This is a genomic window from Parabacteroides sp. CAG:2, from assembly GCF_000436315.1.
Lineage (GTDB): Bacteria > Bacteroidota > Bacteroidia > Bacteroidales > Tannerellaceae > Parabacteroides > Parabacteroides distasonis.
The window spans coordinates 154,029-174,072 of record NZ_FR885330.1; the positions used below are offsets into that span (position 1 = coordinate 154,029).

Below are 20,044 nucleotides of genomic sequence, written 5' to 3' on the forward strand. Positions count from 1 at the left end.
AAACTTATAAAACCCAAAAGATATGAAGATAAGAGCAATTATTTTATCTGCCCTGATACTTTGCGGCATCTCGGCGGTTATTATGTATAGCCGGGCCGCCCAGCCTCAACAAAAAAGTTCTGTTATCACGCAAGCTATAAACGATAAGAATACCCCTATGGTGATCAAGAATCTTATCCTTAAAATGAAAGAACAGATGGAGGTAAACGATGATCAGTTCCCGGAACTGATCAAGGAGGTGGAGAATTACACCAACAGCCTAGCCGACTCGGCTTCCGTGGCGGTATTACATTCCATGTTGGCGGAGATGTATCAGAACTACTACCAGCGGAACCAGTGGACCATCAACCAACGCACCCAATTAAGCGGTTATATCCCGGAGGATATCCGGGAATGGACTTCCAACTTATTCACGGATAAGATCAAGGAAGAGATCGATTTATCATTGCGACCTACGGCTTTATTGCAAAATACGCCTGTCAGCAAGTTCAAGGATATTCTGGAGATCGGAAAGGACTCGCAAACCCTGCGTCCGACCCTCTATGAGTTCCTTGCCTTCCGGGCACTGGACATCCAACCGACCGTACAGATCTATAAAGACTTGATCGCCTTTCAAAATAAGGAGCCGAATATGAAATCGGTCCTCCTTACGGAATTGGATTACCTACGATTCCTTTACGGGGATAAAAGGGATAAAGAGTCTTTCGAGGCTTACATGAACGCATTGGATGAGCTTTACAGGAACTTAGCTTCTCAAAACTATGCAGCCGAGATCTTAATCGCCAAATTGGATTTGGTTAGCGGCAGTATGTTTCGTTACGTCTCTACCCAATGGGATTCTATCAAAGCGGAAGAGGTGAAACTATGCGAGGAGGGTATCAAACGATATTCCGGTTACCCTCGCACGGCTATCTTAAAGAATCGCTTGGCACAATTGGAACAACCTACTTTATCCGCATCTACAAACAATACGGTTTATCCGGGACAGCAACTGGGGATCAAGCTGGAATATAAGAATGTACAGAAAGTCATCGTACAAATCTATCGAAGCTCGAAAACACCTTTACAAGCGGCAGCCCATACATCCGCAAAAAAATCAAGTAGCAGCACCTTGGGACAACTCGTAAATGAGAAGACATTCTCTTTGCTACTGCCCAACAGCTATTCGCAGCAAGATACGACCTTACATATATCTATGGATCAACCGGGATTGTATGAATGTGTCGTAACCGTACCCGGACAACAGCTAAAGACGATCAATACGGTTAGCGTAACCCGATTGGCCGCGATCTATCGTAATCTTTCCGGTAATAAACAAGAGGTCATGGTTACCGACTATCTTAGCGGGAAGCCTGTTGATGGGGCTATCGTTACTTATTACGGAGGTCAGCGTCGTAGCTTGCAAGAACTGGGTACCGTCAAGACAGACCGGGAAGGCTTGGCCACGCTTCCGGCGAACAGTCAAGTATTGGCGTTCCAAGCCAGCAGACCAGGAGATACCAACGCTATGTTGACAAATATCTATCCGATGGGTTCCGGCCGCAGACCGGAAAAGAACCCGGTAGAAGTCTCGATCTTTACGGACCGTGGACTTTACCGTCCGGGACAAACCATTTTCTTCAAAGGTCTCGCCTACGTAAAAGACTCGAACGACCCGCATGCCGTGGCCGGACAGACTTTTACGGTGACTTTGTATGACGCTAACGGGAAAGAGCTAGCCCAGAAGAAATTCACGACCAATGAGTTCGGTTCCTTTAACGGAGAGTTCTCCCTCCCCAAACAGACCCTAAGTGGTGTCTTCCGGTTAAGTACCGGACAGATGAGCGTATATATTCATGTAGAGGAATACAAACGTCCGACTTTCCAAGCGTACTTCCTCCCGATCAAGGGCGATATCGCTTTCGGCGATTCCGTTACCATACAAGGCAAGGCGGCTACATTCTCCGGCGTGTCACTGCCCAGCGGAGATGTCACTTGGCGTATTACACGCAGGCCCTTCCTGTCGTGGAGGTATTTCCGTCCGAGCGCTCCGACACAAGTTGCGGAAGGGAGTACCACCCTTTCCGGCGATGGGACATTCAACGTATCTTTCCGTCCCCAAAAAGAGGAGGATACGAATCCATACGCTTCCGCATACCAGACCTACGAGGTATCGGCTACCGTAACCGATAGCAAGGGAGAGACCCAAGAGGCGAATTACACCTTCTCGGTAGGAGAATCCAGTATCGTCTTATTCACGAACCTACCGCCACAAATCGAGAAAGACTCGGTAAAAGCCGTAGTCGAAGCCCGGACAATCAATGGGGAGATGGTTTCCACCTCCGGTACTTTCAAGATCGTAGAACTGATCGCGAACCGATCCGATAAGAACAGCGGAGAGAGCTATAAAGAAGGCAAGCAAGTAGCTTCCGGTAGCTTTACCAGTGGCAAAGAGATCAGTCCGGCTATTTTCAGCCAATTGCCCTCCGGGCGTTACCGTATTTTAGTAGAAGCCAAAGATAGCCAAGGACGGCAGAGTAAGAACCAGTCCGATTTCATCCTATACGGAAAGAACGACAAGCGTCCTCCCGTATTTACCCATACTTGGCTGCTGAAAGAGAAGACAACTTGTTTACCCGGGGAGGAGGCGGAGATCGTATTCGGCACCTCCGACAAGGACGCCTACGTACTCTATGAATGGTTTGCCGGAAATAACCGCATCCATCACGAGTTGATAAAGCTAAGCGACGCGAACCATCGGTTTAAGATCCCGTTCAAGCCGGAATATGGAGAGGGAATCATCGTATCCTTTACGTTCGTAAAAGAGGGTGAGCTATATATTACCCAAGTACCCGTAGAGCTTCAGCTACCCAACCGGCAATTAACCATCAAGCCGATAACCTTCCGGGATCGTTTACTTCCGGGAAGTAAAGAGAGCTGGAAATTCCGTATCACCGACGCGGACTCCACGATCGTATCCGCCGAGGTACTGGCCAGCATGTACGATGCCTCACTAGATAAAATCATACCGTTCAATTGGTATTTCTCCCCGCAGCGAACGATCCTGCTACAAGCTCCCCGTTTCTCAACCGGAGCCGGATTCCAGCGTAGTTATCAATATGACCAGACAGAGGCCAAGTATATAAAAGTACCTCAATATCAGTATGACCGTTTAAATTGGTTCGGTCTATTCAATGAGATTGTCATACGAGGATACGGCTCCAGCAACCGGGCTTTCGCCACGGGAGGTATCATGTTGAAATCCGCGGCAGCCCCAGTAGTGGCGGAATCCATGAACATCATGGAAGACAGCGCCGTGTTAGAAGAGCCTAGTGTGGAATCTACGGAAGGGGAACCCGTGTTCAGCCTATCCGATCCTTTCGCCAAAGAGAGCAGCCAGCCGATAAGTCCGGAGCAAATCCGGCAGAACTTCGCGGAAACCGCCTTCTTCTACCCGACCTTACAAACGAACGAGGAAGGAGACATATTCGTAAATTTCACCCTGCCGGAAAGTAATACGACTTGGAAACTACAGCTATTGGCCAACACCCAAGACCTGAAATACGGTCTGTTAACGAAAGAGGTCATCAGCAGCAAGCCTTTGATGGTTTTACCGAATCTGCCTCGTTTCGTCCGCCAAGGGGATGAGGTCAGCATCAGCACGCAAGTCATCAACAATTCCAAGGAAGCGGTATCCGGCCGTGTACGCATCGAACTATTCGATCCCGCTACAGACCAACCGATTATCTGCTTGAGCAAGTCACAACGTCCGTTTGAGTTGCAACCGGATAGCATCGCTACTGTAAGCTGGATAATCCCGGTCCCCAAACAGATCAGCCTGCTGGGCGTACGTATCCTAGCCGACTCTGAAAAGGGAAGCGACGGGGAGCAGCAGATCGTACCGGTTCTTTCCAATCAATTGCTTATCACGGAAAGTACCCCGTTCTATTTGCTCAAGGAAGGAGAGAAACAAATCCGTATCTCCGGGAACTCGGAGGGAGCGACACCATTCCGTCTCACGCTGGAGATGACCGGGAATCCGATTTGGTACGCGGTACAGGCATTACCGACGATCACACAGCCGAACAATGATAATATCTTATCTTGGTTTGCCGCTTATTACAGCAATACGTTGGCTTCCTATATCGCCCAAGCCCATCCCCGCATCCGGAAAGTGATCAGCCAATGGACCGCCCAAGGAGGGAATGCCTCTACCCTCTATTCAAACTTGGAAAAGAACCAAGAGCTGAAGAACATACTCTTGGAAGAGACGCCTTGGGTACTGGCCGCCGATAACGAGACAGAGCAAAAACAACGCTTGTCTTTATTGTTCGACCTAAACCGTGCGGACGGATTACGGGAAGCGGCCTTGCAACAACTGATCCAACAACAGAACGAAGAGGGTGGATGGAGCTGGTTCAAAGGTTTCCCCGCAAGCCGTGCGATCACGCTTTCTATCCTGAAAGGTATGTCACAGCTTGTACAGCTAAACGCAATCCAATATGGGCAAGCGGAGAAAGAGATGCAAATGAAGGCCCTCAAGTTCTTGGACAAAAGTATGCAAACGGATTATGAGAACTTGCTGAAATACGATAAGAAATGGCAAAACGCATGGCCCTCGCCGGAGCAGGTAGAGTTCTTATTCGTCCGCAGCTCCTACCGGGATATCCCGGAACTGGGAGACGCCCGGGAAGCGATCCGTTTCTATACGAACCAAGCGGAGAAGCACTGGAATCAATATTCCTTAATCAGCAAGGGCGAAATCGCCTTGTTAATGCATCGAAACGGTAAAAAGGAGGTGGCGACAGCAATCCTGACATGGCTAAAGAAGACCGCTACGATCTCCGAGGAGAAAGGTATGTATTGGGCAAACAACCGCAGGGGGAGTGATTATTTCACCTCACCGATCGACACGCATTGCTTATTAATGTCCGTCTTTAACGAAATCGCGCCGGATACCCAGCATACAAACCGGATGAAACAATGGTTGCTAAACCAGAAACGTACACAAAACTGGGAATCCGTACCCGCCACGGTAAACGCCATTTACGCCTTGCTACTCACAGGTAGCGATTGGCTGAACACGCAAAACACCTGTGTAGCGACATGGGACGGCAAGACCTATAGTACAGCGGAAGGGGAAATCGCTACCGGTTACCTCAAAACGATACTTCCGAACGAGCCGGCAAATAGTTCCGCCAACCCCGTGCTCTCGATCCGCAAGGAAGGAAACACTCCGGCATGGGGAGCTGTTTACGAGCAATACTTCCAAGAGATCGACAAGGTAAAAGGACAAAAAGGGGTGTTGAGTGTCGAGAAGAAATTATTCGTCGAGACCAATAACGGTACCAACTGCCAAATCCGTCCCGTAACGCCGGAGCAGCCGCTCCGCATCGGAGACAAGGTAATCGTTCGGCTAACGATCCGGACAGACCGTGAAATGAATTACGTATTCTTGAAAGATCTACGTGCGGGCTGCTTCGAACCGGCCGATCAACTTTCCGGCCCGGAATCAAGAGACGGTATCTGGTATTACAGATCCCCGAAAGACGTATCCGAGAATTTCTTCATCAATCGTCTGCCGGAAGGTACGTTTGTCTTGGAATATCCGGTCTACGTATCCCGTAGCGGCGAATACGCCGGAGGTATCAGTACGATTCAATGTATGTACGCCCCGGAATTCGTGTCGCACACCGCCGGAGAAAGCTTGCGGATCATGCCCTAAACAAGCCTTTTCTTACAATGCCCGTTCTAACCTCCTTACAATGCCCAGTATAAGGAGGTTAGAATGGGCACCGTAAGAAGGTAAGAATAGGCATCGCAAGAAGCGTTATCTTCCTCTAATTTTCAATTTTCAATTCTCAACTTTCAATTGAAATGACTATCTTTGTAATTCGAATTAAAACTAAACGATAAGATGAAACAAATAGTTTTTATTTTCATGGCGATCCTGTTAGCGACAGGAATGGCTTCAGCTCAGAAGAAAGCAGTTATTTCCGCGGAAACAACCAGTTTCGATTTTGGTACCATCAAGGAAGCAGACGGAAAAGTATCCCATACGTTTGAAGTATCCAATACGGGCGATATGCCTCTAGTCATTACACGTGTAATCGCGTCTTGCGGATGTACGACCCCGGAATGGCCGAAAGAACCGGTAGCTCCGGGTAAGAAAGCCCAGATCAAGGTTACTTTCGATCCGGCAGGACGTCCGGGTCCTTTCACGAAGACCATTTCCGTATACAGTAACGGGAAAACCGGAAGCTTCATCATGAACATCCGGGGAGAGGTTGAATAAGAAATACGTAAAAAACCCCCAATTGAAATGCTGAATATAAAAAGGTTGATCCTTGCTCTTACAGCAATTATATCTATAACGACAGCTTGGGCACAACAAGGCGCCCAAATCTTGTCGGACGAGTTGACTTATAATTTCGGGACAATAGCCGAGGCCGATGGATTCGCCAGTCATACTTTCACGATAAAGAATACGGGAGATGCCCCTTTGGTCATCACCCGTGTTACCGCGTCATGCGGTTGTACACGGCCTGAATGGACCAAGTCGCCGATCGCTCCCGGTAAGACCGGTGAAGTTAAGATAACGTATAATCCGAAAGGACGCCCCGGCCCGTTTTATAAAACCGTATCGATATTCAGCAATGGAAAGAAAGGGAGTTACAGTCTAGCCATTAAGGGAAATGTCACCCCGAAACCTTCGCAGCCGGTCTTTACGTATCCTTATTCTATCGGTGATCTGAAGCTGCATACGAAGACTGTTCTATTCAGCAGTATCCGTCCGGAGGAAACGTTGGGCGAGAAGATCAACATTAAGAACGAGGGAAAGACCTCGGCTACGATTCATCTGGGTAAAGTACCTCACTATCTCAACGTACAGGTGAACCCGGCTACCCTTCAACCGGACGAGGTCGGTGCCATTACGATCCTTATGGATGCCAAGGTCTTGAAGCGAAAAGGACGAGTCTCTACGCTTTTGCCGGTCATGGTACAGAACGCCGGAAAGAAGGAAGTATCCGGAGATATCCAGATCTCCGCCAACGTGATCGATAATTTCAGCAAACTATCCGCTGCGGATAAAGCCCAAGCCCCAATAGCGGAATTATCCGGCACTTTACTGGAATTCGGCAAGCTACCGAACAAGAAAAGTATCGTTCCGTTGATCGGTGGTAAGGTATCGGGTACGTTTGAGATTACGAATGCCGGAAAGACTCCGCTCACGATCTACAGCGTCACTTGTGATGATGAGCGTGTCGATTTGTCCGGCGGCAAGAAAGAACTTAAACCGGGAGCGACCGCTACTTTCAAAGTAACCTTGCGACCGAAAGAGATAAAGACAAAACTTGAAGCACTTATTAATGTCGTATGCAACGACCCGAACGGGCCTATCCGCTTGATCAAGGTGACGGCATACAAATAATAGATTGATATGGAACATCCAGAAAACGATGATCAGTACAAGGGATTGAAAGTGAATAAGGGCATTGCGGATGTCCCTACCGTAAATCCTTATATAAAAAAGCGTGTCCAACGCAAGGTATATACGCCTTCCGAATTCGTGGAAGGTATCTTAAAAGGGAATATCACGATACTCAGTCAAGCAGTTACCTTGGTGGAAAGCTCCAAGCATGAGCACCAACAGGTGGCGCAGGAGATTATCGAGAAATGTTTGCCTTTCGCCGGGAAATCGGTTCGTATCGGTATTACGGGTGTTCCCGGAGCGGGAAAGAGTACCTCTATCGACTCTTTCGGTATGCACTTGATCAACCAAGGGCGTAAGCTTGCCGTACTAGCGATCGACCCGAGTAGCGAACGCTCGAAAGGTAGTATCCTAGGAGATAAGACTCGTATGGAGGCCTTGTCGAGAGAGAAAAACGCCTTTATCCGTCCTTCACCATCCGCAGGCTCCTTAGGGGGGGTCGCCCGTAAGACCCGTGAGACGATCGTATTATGCGAGGCCGCCGGTTTCGATACCGTATTCGTAGAGACCGTGGGTGTCGGACAAAGCGAGACGGCCGTACATTCGATGGTGGACTTCTTCCTGTTGATTCAATTGGCCGGTACCGGAGATGAGTTGCAGGGTATCAAACGAGGTATCATGGAAATGGCGGACGGTATTATTATCAATAAGGCGGATGGAGACAATATCGAAAAGGCGAATCTCGCCGCCGCTCAATTCCGGAACGCCTTACATCTTTTCCCACCTTCGGAATCGGGCTGGTTCCCGAAAGTATTGACTTATTCCGGCTATTACAACCTAGGTATCAAAGAAATATGGGATATGGTCGGAGAGTACATGGAGTTCACCAAAAAGAACGGCTACTTCGATTACAAACGTAACGAGCAAGCTAAATACTGGATGTACGAAAGCATCAACGACACGTTGCGGGATAAGTTCTATCATAACCCGGCGGTAGAAGGCATGCTGGAACAAACGGAGAAGCAAGTCTTGAACAACGAGATCAGCTCTTTCGTGGCAGCCAAACGGATGATCGATCTGTTCTTGGATAATATCGCTACGAAATAGGTATAAAAGCATAAGAGTGTCGCACGATCTGATCATGCGACACTCTTTTTTACTTGAACCTTACATCGACTCCTTTGTCTTCTTTCGCTTTCACGGCCAACGCACGCCCTTGTCTCTTTACCTCTCCTGTGATGAATTCAGGTATATTGTAGGATTTCATAAAACGAAAATAAAAATCCGTATCCTTCTGAGGTAACAGGAAAGGTTTGCAAGCCTGTCCTTTCCCATCAATATAAGCGATGAACGGCCTTGTATACAAACCATCCATCCGACGGCTGCTAAACACGATCCAACGGCTATCGCTACTCCATGAATGATAGCTTTCCACATCGTCGCTATTCGCCGCCTCCAATGGATAACTTTGCAGAGTCGATAAATCAATCATGTACAAATCAGCATCCTTATGCCAAATAGAGAAATTTCCATAACCGGACAAGGTATAGAGCAAATACTTTCCATCCGGGGAAACCCGGGGAAAAGAAACGCTTTTATCGATCTCCGATGCCTTATATAAAGTATCGACTACCGTCCCGAAACGGCGTGTAGCGGGATCGAACGAGACTGAGCATAGATCGTATCTCACTTGATCGTATTCCTTGGGCATCGTACGGGCTTTAGCCGAACAGAAATAGAGCGTATTTCCATCCGGGGAAAATGTAGGGAAAGTCTCGAACGCTCCCTCTGAAGACAGCAGCGGAGAAGTCACGATCTCATGCTTTTGCGTATCATAGACGACCACATCCGAGGCCGAGTCGAATACCTCCACCCGATTCCTATCGTTCATATGAAACGCTTGCTTGGTTTTATTCACAGAGAAAGCGACATATTTTCCGGAAGGATGCCAAGAAGGATAGACCAGTGGAGAAAGGGTCTGATCGGTCTTCGTATTCAGCTTCTCCACTTTATCTCCATCGATCAATAAGGTACAAGAGTAGGTCTCACGCATATGGAAAAGCATTTTCTCCGGATTCTGCATACAGAAAGAATGGCAGTTCATACAGTTATTGCCGCTCATCTTATTTTCGATGATCGCGTTCTCCGTATAATTTTCCAAGTTACGTTGATAGATACCCATACGGTTCCACAACTCATAGCCCGGTTCGATTAAACGATAAGCCAACCAACCATCGACCGGCTCCTTCGCCACCTTGATGATGAAGGGGGCATACGCGATCCATTCATCATTCACGAAGGCTTGTACGGTTACATTCAGATGATTCCCGGAAGCGGCACGCAACAGCCTTTTCCAACCGGAGGCCGGGATCACGAAACAAGCGTCTTTCCCGGTCTTGATCTCTAATTTCTCCGGGCCACATTCGAGAATGGCACGGGCCTCAACGCAAGCATCTTTCAGCTTAAAATTCAAGGGAGCTATATTCGGCGGGATTGTCACATCCACATAATCCGGAAAGATCTCCGGCTTGACTTCCAGATTCTTCTGTATACGTACCGGACCGGAACAAGCCATCAAGCCCAGAATCATCCACAGACATATACATCTTATTATATACATTTTTCTCATCTCCTATTTAAACATATAATAATACCAATAGGTATCGCCATAAGAGCGATACATCAAACCGGGCAGCGCATTACTATTATTCCGCCCAGCGAGCACTTGCCTCTTATAATCGGTGAATCGCCCTACGATAGATTCCGAGACACCGAAACGTTTCCAGTAATCCGGATCTTTCTCCGATAGGATGATGACCGCCTCTTGAAAAGAGACCGGTAAAGAAGGGAGTAAATCCGTTCCGTAATAGGTTTCCACCAACGTCTTAAAGCGCGTCACATCTTTTGCTAAAAGATAGAACACGCCGGCATAGTGGAAAGCGGCTTTATTGGAAGGATTCTGCTCCGCCAAGCGAATCAAGTCCGTGTCGAATCCATCCATCTGGATCAGATGATTCTCAGCTAGCAGGTTCCTGCGCATATTCCCCAATAGAGGATCTGTCTCGACCGCCTCATCATTATACAGGAATTTCCGCTGCGCTTTGGCCCAATCCTTATAATAGAAAGTATTCTCTAAGACAGCGATATATTTCTCCGCGACCGGATAGGCTCCATAAATCAAGTTCGTTTGCACCAAACGTTGCGTCATGCGGGGATTTCCATCACATAAAGCGCCGATATTACTCTCGAATGCCATCTCTTGAGCCGCGGCGACATTTCCCATCGTAAAATAAACATCACTCAACAAGGCGGATATGGTGGTCGATTTATTCCATGCCACCATTAATCCACGAGGCCCGTGCTGCGTGTACTTAAACGCCTCATCCGCCAGAATACCTTTCCGGGCCAAAGCCATATTTTGGTAACATAAATAGAGTTGATTAGTGGTCGGCTCCTTGCATGATACCAAGATCCGGTCCCATTGCTCTGTCCGAGTAAAATAGTCCATCATCTTCAAACGGTATGATTTCTGTTCGCCATATAGATCGAAGCCTTTCCAGAAGATAAGCCCTAAGATAATGAATTGGGAGATTCCCAGCGCTAGACGCTTTTTACCAGCCCATGATTCCTTGTTTTTACAGAGGCAGGTTACAACCAACGCCGCATAGAAAGCGATCCATGAGAAATAAATTACCTTATCCGGCACCAAACGGAAATAATAATAACTATCCGGTAAAAAGACAAAGCGGTATTCTCCGATCACCGAGTAACGCACACATAATCCACCCAAGATCAACACGATCATCGGTAAAATCGCAGAATAATACCAACGGGGCGTCCGGCTCATGGCCTCATATCCGACCATGGATAAGGCAAACAACAAAGAGACCGGCCCGGCCAACCCAAAGAGTAACAGGGAGGCAAACAGACTTGCTATCAAACGAGGTATGAAATTCCTTATCCCTAAAACGAGATATAAAGCAAGCAGCATCATACCGAAGGCGACCGTTCCTTGAAACCTGTAATTAAAATCCCATTGCACAAACAACAAGGATAGGACGGGAAGCCAAGCCCATAAAATACCATGGCTTCGCGGATCGATCCGCTTCAAGATCACCCAGAACAAGGCCCCTAGGCTTGTCAGCAGGGCCGCCGTTATCATAGCTCCCACATTCGGGAGAATGAAGAACTGCACCAAACAACCGGAGAGAACCATCGCTAAACCTCCCGGTTGCATTAACTTATCGATAATAAAAATGGGAGTCAACTGGAATAACTGGTTCTGCTCGACACAGTAAAAGTGGTACTCACTGAATATCCTCAAGAAGATAAACAGAAAGACAAATACGATTACATTCAAGGCCACGCCGCTATACTTCTTCATGATATCAGGTTCTTCAAATAAAAACCCGGATGTACGCAATCGCTACATCCGGGTTCCTATTCGTATAAATATATGCCTTATTTAGATTGAAGAAACACGGAGCGTGTTCAACAAATCCCGGTTAATAGGCTTATCATTCTTGATCGCTTTAGAGAACGGTACATAAACGATCTGGTCGTTCTGGATACCCATCATCACGTTACGCTGGTCATCCAACAAGGCATCGATCGCGGCCACACCCATACGAGTCGCCAAGATCCGGTCTTGTGCCGTAGGAGAACCACCACGCTGCAAGTGACCTAAAATAGAGACACGCACGTCGAACTGCGGATATTCCTTCTTCACACGCTCAGCGACACCCATAGCGCCACCGGTTACCTCACTTTCGGCAACCAATACGATACTACTGTTCTTGGACTTACGGAATCCATTCTCGATCATCTCGGCCAATTGGTCTTTCTCCAAGGAGATTTCCGGGATAATAGCGGCTTCGGCGCCAGAAGCGATCGCTCCGTTCAACGCCAAGAAACCGGCGTCGCGCCCCATAACCTCCACAAAGAACAGACGATCATGCGAGGTAGCCGTATCACGGATCTTATCCACGCATTCCATGATCGTGTTCAAGGCCGTATCATAACCGATCGTCGTATCCGTGCCATACAAGTCATTATCAATCGTACCCGGCAATCCTACGATCGGGAAATTAAACTCCTGAGCGAAAATACGCGCTCCCGTCAACGTTCCGTCACCACCGATAGCGATCAAGGCATCGATCCCATGCTCTTGCAACTTATCATAGGCCTGTTTTCGTCCCTCGGGAGTCTTGAACTCCACGCAACGGGCGGTCTTAAGAATTGTTCCACCGCGCTGAATTATATTACTGACATTTTGTGTCTTAAACTCTTCAATCTCATCTAGGATCAACCCTTTGTAACCACGGTAAATACCTTTCACTCTCATTCCGTTATAAATAGCGGAACGTGTTACCGCACGAATAGCGGCATTCATTCCCGGGGCATCACCTCCGGACGTTAAAATACCAACACACTTTACTGTAGACATAGCGTCATTGATTTTAATGTTCTCCGGCAAAAGTAGTAAATATTTAGTTATCCTTCTGTCTTTCTCCCGGAAAGTTCACGTAATCTTAATCAAAATATCATTCCGAAGCATTCAGTTCCTTGATCCGGACCGCCACTTCCTCCATCAACCACTTGGGAGTGGATGTAGCGCCGCAAACCCCGACCCGGCGCACGCCCTCGGGCAAAGGCTCGGTAATCTCTGATACCTCGGAAATAAAAAGCGTATTCGGGTTCGCTTTCCGGCACTCCTCGAACAGCATCTTTCCGTTGGAACTTTTACGACCGGCCACAAAATAGACCCAATCGTGGCTGGAGGCGAACGCTTTTATATTCGGAAGACGATTCGCCACCTGACGGCAAATCGTATCGTAATAATTAAACTCCACCCCTTCCGCCATCCGCTGCTTGATCTCCGCCACTACCGCCTTGAATCCATCCAAGGACTTCGTGGTTTGGGAAAACAGACTGATCGCACGGGTAAAGTCCAGACGATCGAGGTCTTCTATTTTCTCGATAACAATCGCCGTGCCTTCCGTCTGGCCCACCAAGCCATTCACCTCCGCATGGCCTTTCTTTCCATAGATAACCAACTGGGTGTTATTCGCCCGGGTCTCTTGATAACATTTATGGATCTTGCGCTGCAAACGCAAGACGACCGGGCAAGTAGCGTCTATAATCGTGATATTGTTTCGCTTCGCTAAAGCATAGGTAGAAGGCGGCTCGCCATGCGCCCGGAGCAACACCTTCCGGTCTCTCAACCTTGAAAGTCCCTCATGGTCGATCGTATGCAGCCCCATATGCTCCAACCGCTCCACCTCCAAACTGTTATGAACGATATCGCCTAGGCAATACAGCGTATCCGTATTACCCAGCTCCCGCTCCGCGCTTTCTATGGCGGTGACAACCCCAAAGCAGAATCCGGAATCTTTATCTATCTCGACTTCTATCATATCTATAATATCATTAACAAACAAGCACTTACAGTTTTCTTAATTTTCAATCACAAGAAACTAAAGTTTCTTCATAACAAAACTAGAGTTTTCCCTAAGAGAAACTTTTGTTTCCTAGTAACGAAACTATAGTTTTCATTCGAAGAGACAAAAGTTTCTTTATAGGAAACTCCAAGCACTCGTTTATGAACCGATCGCTTTATGATATTGTTCCAGCAACCAAGCCTTTTGCTCGTCCAAAGTCATATGGGAATTATCCAATACCAAGGCATCATCAGCTTGTCTCAAAGGACTTTCCTCCCGGGTTGAATCTATATAATCCCGCTTCTTCACATTCTCCAGCACTTCCTCGTAAGAAGCGGGGATCCCCTTCGCCTCCAGCTCATCGACCCGGCGCTTGGCACGTACCTCCGGCGAGGCCGTCACGAAAAGCTTCAACTCCGCGTCCGGGAATACGACCGTACCGATATCACGGCCATCCATCACGATGCCTTTCGCCTTCCCCATCTCTTGTTGCTTAGCGACCAACGCACGGCGCACAAAGCCTAGAGTGGCTACCGGACTCACTTTATCCGCCACTTCCATGCCACGGATCTCTTTCTCTACATTCACACCGTTCAAATAGGTATCCGGCCGGCCAGTCTCCGCGTTCAAACGAAATGAAATATCGATATCATGGATAGAAGCCTTCAGCTCTTCCTCCTTAATCTTCTCTCCCTCAAAAAATCCATGCTGGATGCAATACAAAGTCACGGCCCGATACATGGCACCCGTATCGATATACGTATATCCGATCTCCTTGGCAAGATCTTTTGCCATGGTACTTTTGCCACTGGAAGAGTGGCCGTCTATAGCGATAACTATTTTCTTCATATATATATTAATGTATAGGTTTATTCTGTCACCTTCTTAAAATCGGCCAAGGTCGTAGATACGCTAATCATCATCGACATGGCGGACGGATGATATTTCGCCAGCGAGAAGCCCACGTCAAACATCTTGATCCTTACGCCTGCGCCAGCCGAGAAGCCGGAGAAACTTCCCCCGCCTTTCAACTTCATATCCATATTGACCTTCGGATTGAATCCTACGCCCACCCAAAAGTTCTCGGACGGGATAAAATCCACGCCGATGATAAAATGCTTCGCCAACGTCTTAACAAAAGAATCCCCTTCATACTCTTTATCCGTATTATCGATATAATCGAACTTCCAACGGTTCAAGTATTGGGCCGTCAAAGAAAAACGAATCGGGGCATGCGCCATTTTCTGCGTGATACCCATCTGGATATCCCAAGGCATCTTTTGTCGCTCATCCTCGTAAGCTTTCAGTTGCGCGCCGATATTCTTCAAGGCAAAACCAAAGGAAAAGCCCTTATCCGAATTATAATAACTCAATCCCGCATCCACGCATAAACCGATAGAGGTATAATCAGCCAGCCCCGAATACAAGAACTTCAACGACAATCCACCCCGCCAACGCTCGCTCAAGTCGCGGGAGTAGAAACCATTCACGCTGATATCTTTCGCCGAAAGACTTGCTCCGGTCACGACATTATCCGGCAACACCTCCTGGATATCGCCATAGCTTATAAACGTAGCGCCTACGCCCCAAGCCCCTTTCTCGCCATGCGCTTTCGTGAACAAGGCACTCCCTACGTTGATATCCGAGATGTAATTCATATAATTCAAGTTGATCATCCCATCCATCTCCGCGCCTAGCAACGCCGGATTATGAAAAATAAGTGAAGGATCTCTTTCTACCAACGCCACGGTATGCCCACCCAAGGCGTTAGCCCGGGTCGAGGTCGGGAAACGTAAGAAAGTATACGCCTCGCTCCCGTTTTGCGCTGAGACAGACAGTGTAACAACGAATAAAATCAGTATAAATAGTTTATTTCTCATATTTTCATGCAAAAAATCGTTCAAAGATACATTAATTCGGAAAAATGTTTTTACTTTACACCCGCAAATCTCAGAAATACGGATTTCACATTAACAGAAACGGGAAAAATGCCAAAAAGGTATATTATCGCTCTCATTTTTGTTTGATATATGAAATAATTTGTATTTTTGCAGAAGTGAAAAACACTTATAAATTATTATAAACGTATGGAAATTAAAAAATCACCGAAAGCGGACCTTGAGAGAGGTAAGTCTCTAAGTATCCTGATGGGATTCGTAGTGGGCTTAGCTGTCTTGTTCGTGGGCTTCGAATGGAGCACCCGCGATGTAATGGTCGTTCAGGCTAGCGAGGGTGTAGCAGACATCATCGCCGAGGAAGAAGTGGAAATCACGAGACCGGAGAATACGCCTCCTCCACCTCCACCACCTCCAGCACCAGTTGTAACCGAGGTATTGAACGTTGTTGAAGACGACGTTGAATTGGAACAGCAAGATATCTTATCATCAGAGGATAATCAGCAAGAGGCTCAAACAGCCGTTTATACACCGCCTGCAGTAGTAGAGGAAGAGGAAGAATCCGCTCAGCAGATCTTTACGGTTGTAGAGGAAATGCCGAAGTTCCCGGGTGGAGACGCAGAATTGCTGAAGTTTATCGCTAAATCAATCAAGTATCCGGTAATCGCACAGGAAAATGGTATCCAAGGTCGTGTAATCTGCGCATTCGTGGTTAACCGAGACGGATCAGTAGTAGACGCTGAGGTATTACGTGGTGTAGACCCATCTTTGGATAAAGAGGCCCTTCGTGTGATCGGTACCATGCCTAAATGGTCTCCGGGTAAGCAGAGAGGTAAACCAGTACGCGTTAAGTATACTGTGCCTATCACGTTCAGATTGCAATAGTATAACATTAAACATATCAAAAGGGCTGCTTTATTTTCGCAGCCTTTTTTTATTTCATAACTCCATTAATTGATACAGCTATGTTAGCATTCGAGAATATACTTCAAAGAATAGAGAGCGAGATCTCTCAACTACAATTCACCAATCCTCCCAAGAGCTTATACGAGCCGATAGAGTACATCTTGTCCCTCGGAGGAAAAAGAATACGTCCGGCGTTAACGTTGATGGCATGTAATATATATAATAATAGTATAGAGAATGCGATCAAGCCCGCTTTAGGTCTGGAAGTTTTCCATAACTTCACCTTGCTGCACGACGACCTGATGGATGAAGCTGATAAAAGAAGGAACAAACCTACCGTACACAAGGTATGGAATGCCAATACGGCGATTCTTTCCGGAGACGCAATGCTAATAGCGGCTTATCAATTAATCGGATCAACGGAACACGGCCACCTCAAACAAGTGTTGGATTTATTTACGCAAACCGCGGCGGAAATATGTGGCGGCCAACAATTCGACATGGAATTCGAGTCTCGCATGGATGTGAGCGAGGAAGAATACATCGAGATGATCCGGCTAAAAACAGCCGTATTACTGGCCTGCGCCCTTAAGACGGGCGCCCTACTCGGAGGTGCCTCACAGGAAGACGCAGGCAACTTATACGCGTTTGGTATCAATATAGGTCTAGCGTTTCAACTGCAAGATGATTTACTAGATGTATATGGTGACACCGCCACTTTCGGGAAAAACATTGGCGGCGATATCCTTTGCAACAAGAAAACATTCTTATTGATCAACGCTCTCAGACTGGCCAACAAAGAACAAGCGGAAGCTCTCCGTAACTGGATGGATAAAAAAGAATTCGACCCAGCTCAAAAGATACAGGCATTCACCTCTATCTACAACGAATTGCAGCTAAAACAATTAACAGAAAATAGAATCCAAGCCTATTACGACGCATCTGTAGAGAACTTAAACGCTTTACAAGTCGCTCCCGAAAAATTAACGATCCTAAAAGAGGTTTGTGATCATTTAATGCATAGACAATCCTAATCCATGAGGTTAATAGACACACATTGCCATTTATATCTGGAGGATTTCGATCCTGAACAAGACGAACTGGCTCAAAAAGCAAAAGACTCAGGTATCGACACCCTGCTTCTGCCAAACGTAGACCTGACGACGATTGACAGAATGCACGATTTATGCGATCGATACCCAGAGTTCGCTTTCCCCATGATGGGATTGCATCCGACCAGTGTGGATAGCAATTATATCGATATCCTAAAACAAACGGAATCCTACCTATCTAAACGTACTTATTGCGGTATCGGTGAAATCGGGATCGATCTATATTGGGATAAGACTTATTTGAAGGAGCAACAAATCGTTTTCGAGGAACAACTGCGTTGGAGCATCGATCTGAACCTGCCCGTAGCCATCCATACCCGCAACGCATATCCGGAAGTTCTGGAATGCATACATAAAGTCGGAGCGGAAAGACTTAAGGGCGTATTTCATAGTTTTACCGGCACAACGGAAGAGCTGGAAGAAATAAAGAAACTGCCCACCTTCAAGATCGGGATAAACGGAGTTGTTACCTTTAAAAATTCAAAACTGTCCGAAGTCATCCGGCAAACGGATCTTAAAAAGATACTCTTGGAAACAGATGCACCCTATCTTTCACCAGTCCCCTACAGAGGTAGACGGAATGAGCCTACTTACATATGGAAGACGGCCGAGAAAGTGGCGGAAACATTCGGCCTCACGCTAGAGGAAACCGTAAACGCTACTCGAAAAAACACATTAGAATTGTTTAAAAGCGTAAATAAACCCATATAGACACTTTTTTTCGAATGAAGTCAAAATTTATTTCGTGGATATTGTGTATATGTCAAGCAAAAACTATAGATTTGTGCACTGAAAAGATTGCATATGGGAATTTTTTCGTATTTTGCGGTCGTTTTAGAAGAAGCTAGGCGAATAATTGGAGAGATGCTCGAGTGGTTGAAGAGGCACGCCTGGAAAGCGTGTAAACCCCTAAAGGGTTTCGCGGGTTCGAATCCCGCTCTCTCCGCGGTGGAGAATACCATGAATTAATTAACAATAAAATAAAAACAAATAAGAGAATTATTAATCTTAAAAATTAAACACACAATGAAAAAGTTATTTGCAAAAGCATTCTTGGGCTTATGTGCCCTTGGAACTTCTACCGTAGCATTCGCGCAGGACGCTGCAGACGCAGCTACAGCTGTTGAAGGAGGTATGTATCAAGCATTAAAAACAAAGTTTATCGAAGGTGGTGCCGACTTTATGAGTTTGGTTGCTATCGCTTTGATTTTCGGTTTGGCTTTCTGCTTAGAGAGAATTATCTACTTGAACTTAGCTGAAACAAATTCCAGCAAATTGTTGAAGGGTATCGAAGATGCTTTAGACAAAGGTGATGTTGAAGGCGCTAAAGCTATCGCTCGCGACACAAGAGGCCCTATCGCTTCTATCGCTTACCAAGGATTGATGAGAATTGACCAAGGTATCGACGTTGTAGAAAAATCTATCGTTTCTTATGGTGGTGTTCAAGGAGGTCTTTTGGAAAAGAATATGTCTTGGATCACATTGTTTATCGCAATGGCTCCGTCTTTAGGATTCTTGGGTACTGTAGTAGGTATGATCATGGCGTTCGATAAAATCGAGCAAGTTGGTGATATCAGCCCGACGGTTGTAGCAGGTGGTATGAAAGTGGCCTTGATTACTACTGTAGGTGGTTTGATCGTTGCTTTGATCCTTCAGGTATTCTATAACTATTTGTTAAGCAAATTGGAGGCTATCTTGAATCAAATGGAAGATGCTTCTATCTCTTTGCTTGACTTGGTTATCAAATACAACGTCAAATTCAAAAAATAATAACGAATTATGGCAGTTACTAAAATAAGAAAAATATCCAGTTGGACTTTACTGATAAGTTCTATTATCAGTATTATTGTTCTGGGTATGTTTTATGCGGGTGGAGTCGTTGACCCTGCCGCTGAAATGAAAGAGCCCATCTATACCGGGTTATTGATTAACTGGACTTCTGTATTGTTCTTCGTGACAATCATCAGTACAATGTTGTTTGCCGTTTGGCAATTTTTGACGTTGTTGAAGACAAACGCTAAATCAGCGATTATGTCTTTGGTTGTATTAGTTTGCTTCGTTGCCGTTTTGTTCATCACTTACACGATGGGTGACGCAACTCCTTTAACAGGTTTGAACGCAGACTCTCAAGTTTACAACACTCCGGGTTGGTTAAAGATCACAGATATGTGGATCATGTCTACAATCGTACTTTTGGTTCTGATCGTAGCATGTGTAGTTTGGGGTTCTGTAAAGAGAATCATGGGTAAATAATAGTAATAACGAACTGATAAAACAAGA

Annotated in this window: 15 protein-coding genes and 1 tRNA gene; 10 read left to right on the plus strand and 6 right to left on the minus strand. The window is 46.5% G+C overall.

The features are described from left to right. Positions 1 to 22: 22 nt before the first annotated feature. The 4 genes from QVP94_RS18725 (at position 23) to meaB (ending at position 8,518) form a co-directional block, all read left to right on the plus strand. Positions 23 to 5,704, plus strand: coding sequence for an alpha-2-macroglobulin family protein (locus QVP94_RS18725; RefSeq protein ID WP_022193214.1), 5,682 nt, complete (start codon positions 23 to 25; stop codon positions 5,702 to 5,704). Between the two features lie 192 nt (positions 5,705 to 5,896). Further along, the gene (locus QVP94_RS18730; protein ID WP_005858893.1) at positions 5,897 to 6,274 is read left to right on the plus strand and encodes a DUF1573 domain-containing protein; all 378 of its coding nucleotides are present in this window, start codon (positions 5,897 to 5,899) and stop codon (positions 6,272 to 6,274) included. 27 nt (positions 6,275 to 6,301) lie between these two features. Next, positions 6,302 to 7,411, plus strand: a complete 1,110-nt coding sequence (locus QVP94_RS18735; RefSeq protein WP_022193215.1) for a DUF1573 domain-containing protein — start codon at positions 6,302 to 6,304, stop codon at positions 7,409 to 7,411. A 9-nt stretch (positions 7,412 to 7,420) separates the two neighbouring features. Beyond that, positions 7,421 to 8,518 carry a methylmalonyl Co-A mutase-associated GTPase MeaB gene (gene meaB / locus QVP94_RS18740; protein WP_005858898.1) on the plus strand — a complete coding sequence of 366 codons (1,098 nt, stop codon included), beginning with the start codon at positions 7,421 to 7,423 and terminating at the stop codon, positions 8,516 to 8,518. Between the two features lie 49 nt (positions 8,519 to 8,567). On the opposite strand, the gene QVP94_RS18745 is transcribed toward meaB, so the two are convergent. The 6 genes from QVP94_RS18745 to porQ form a co-directional block, all read right to left on the minus strand. Then, entirely contained in the window at positions 8,568 to 10,040 is a 1,473-nt protein-coding gene (locus tag QVP94_RS18745) for a TolB family protein (protein WP_121955947.1), read from the minus strand. A gap of 3 nt (positions 10,041 to 10,043) precedes the next feature. After that, positions 10,044 to 11,795, minus strand: coding sequence for a DUF6057 family protein (locus QVP94_RS18750; RefSeq protein WP_022193217.1), 1,752 nt, complete (start codon positions 11,793 to 11,795; stop codon positions 10,044 to 10,046). Positions 11,796 to 11,876: 81 nt separating this feature from the next. Beyond that, a complete protein-coding gene (gene pfkA / locus QVP94_RS18755; protein ID WP_005858904.1) occupies positions 11,877 to 12,857 on the minus strand; it encodes a 6-phosphofructokinase in 981 nt (326 codons plus the stop codon). 97 nt (positions 12,858 to 12,954) lie between these two features. After that, positions 12,955 to 13,827, minus strand: coding sequence for a 4-hydroxy-3-methylbut-2-enyl diphosphate reductase (locus tag QVP94_RS18760; protein ID WP_009276154.1), 873 nt, complete (start codon positions 13,825 to 13,827; stop codon positions 12,955 to 12,957). Between the two features lie 183 nt (positions 13,828 to 14,010). Beyond that, entirely contained in the window at positions 14,011 to 14,700 is a 690-nt protein-coding gene (gene cmk / locus QVP94_RS18765) for a (d)CMP kinase (RefSeq protein WP_005867936.1), read from the minus strand. A gap of 20 nt (positions 14,701 to 14,720) precedes the next feature. Continuing rightward, positions 14,721 to 15,731, minus strand: coding sequence for a type IX secretion system protein PorQ (porQ, locus tag QVP94_RS18770; RefSeq protein WP_022193218.1), 1,011 nt, complete (start codon positions 15,729 to 15,731; stop codon positions 14,721 to 14,723). Positions 15,732 to 15,938: 207 nt separating this feature from the next. Between porQ and QVP94_RS18775 the strand changes: the two genes are divergently transcribed. The 6 genes from QVP94_RS18775 to QVP94_RS18800 all read left to right on the plus strand — a co-directional run bounded on the left by QVP94_RS18775 (position 15,939) and on the right by QVP94_RS18800 (position 20,017). Continuing rightward, on the plus strand, positions 15,939 to 16,631 hold the full coding sequence (locus QVP94_RS18775) for an energy transducer TonB (protein WP_022193219.1): 693 nt from the start codon (positions 15,939 to 15,941) through the stop codon (positions 16,629 to 16,631). A gap of 80 nt (positions 16,632 to 16,711) precedes the next feature. Further along, on the plus strand, positions 16,712 to 17,686 hold the full coding sequence (locus tag QVP94_RS18780) for a polyprenyl synthetase family protein (RefSeq protein WP_022193220.1): 975 nt from the start codon (positions 16,712 to 16,714) through the stop codon (positions 17,684 to 17,686). A gap of 3 nt (positions 17,687 to 17,689) precedes the next feature. Further along, on the plus strand, positions 17,690 to 18,475 hold the full coding sequence (locus QVP94_RS18785) for a TatD family hydrolase (protein ID WP_022193221.1): 786 nt from the start codon (positions 17,690 to 17,692) through the stop codon (positions 18,473 to 18,475). Between the two features lie 147 nt (positions 18,476 to 18,622). After that, positions 18,623 to 18,710: transfer RNA gene (locus QVP94_RS18790), tRNA-Ser, on the plus strand. Between the two features lie 80 nt (positions 18,711 to 18,790). Beyond that, on the plus strand, positions 18,791 to 19,534 hold the full coding sequence (locus QVP94_RS18795; protein ID WP_008772636.1) for a MotA/TolQ/ExbB proton channel family protein: 744 nt from the start codon (positions 18,791 to 18,793) through the stop codon (positions 19,532 to 19,534). A 9-nt stretch (positions 19,535 to 19,543) separates the two neighbouring features. Continuing rightward, entirely contained in the window at positions 19,544 to 20,017 is a 474-nt protein-coding gene (locus QVP94_RS18800) for a hypothetical protein (RefSeq protein WP_005858922.1), read from the plus strand. Positions 20,018 to 20,044 lie beyond the last annotated feature (27 nt).

Coding starts and splice junctions, on each gene's coding strand:
- QVP94_RS18725 (WP_022193214.1), top strand. CDS start 23: ATGAAGATAAGAGCAATTATTTTATCTGCCCTGATACTTTGCGGCATC.
- QVP94_RS18730 (WP_005858893.1), top strand. CDS start 5,897: ATGAAACAAATAGTTTTTATTTTCATGGCGATCCTGTTAGCGACAGGA.
- QVP94_RS18735 (WP_022193215.1), top strand. CDS start 6,302: ATGCTGAATATAAAAAGGTTGATCCTTGCTCTTACAGCAATTATATCT.
- meaB (WP_005858898.1), top strand. CDS start 7,421: ATGGAACATCCAGAAAACGATGATCAGTACAAGGGATTGAAAGTGAAT.
- QVP94_RS18745 (WP_121955947.1), bottom strand. CDS start 10,040: ATGAGAAAAATGTATATAATAAGATGTATATGTCTGTGGATGATTCTG.
- QVP94_RS18750 (WP_022193217.1), bottom strand. CDS start 11,795: ATGAAGAAGTATAGCGGCGTGGCCTTGAATGTAATCGTATTTGTCTTT.
- pfkA (WP_005858904.1), bottom strand. CDS start 12,857: ATGTCTACAGTAAAGTGTGTTGGTATTTTAACGTCCGGAGGTGATGCC.
- QVP94_RS18760 (WP_009276154.1), bottom strand. CDS start 13,827: ATGATAGAAGTCGAGATAGATAAAGATTCCGGATTCTGCTTTGGGGTT.
- cmk (WP_005867936.1), bottom strand. CDS start 14,700: ATGAAGAAAATAGTTATCGCTATAGACGGCCACTCTTCCAGTGGCAAA.
- porQ (WP_022193218.1), bottom strand. CDS start 15,731: ATGAGAAATAAACTATTTATACTGATTTTATTCGTTGTTACACTGTCT.
- QVP94_RS18775 (WP_022193219.1), top strand. CDS start 15,939: ATGGAAATTAAAAAATCACCGAAAGCGGACCTTGAGAGAGGTAAGTCT.
- QVP94_RS18780 (WP_022193220.1), top strand. CDS start 16,712: ATGTTAGCATTCGAGAATATACTTCAAAGAATAGAGAGCGAGATCTCT.
- QVP94_RS18785 (WP_022193221.1), top strand. CDS start 17,690: ATGAGGTTAATAGACACACATTGCCATTTATATCTGGAGGATTTCGAT.
- QVP94_RS18795 (WP_008772636.1), top strand. CDS start 18,791: ATGAAAAAGTTATTTGCAAAAGCATTCTTGGGCTTATGTGCCCTTGGA.
- QVP94_RS18800 (WP_005858922.1), top strand. CDS start 19,544: ATGGCAGTTACTAAAATAAGAAAAATATCCAGTTGGACTTTACTGATA.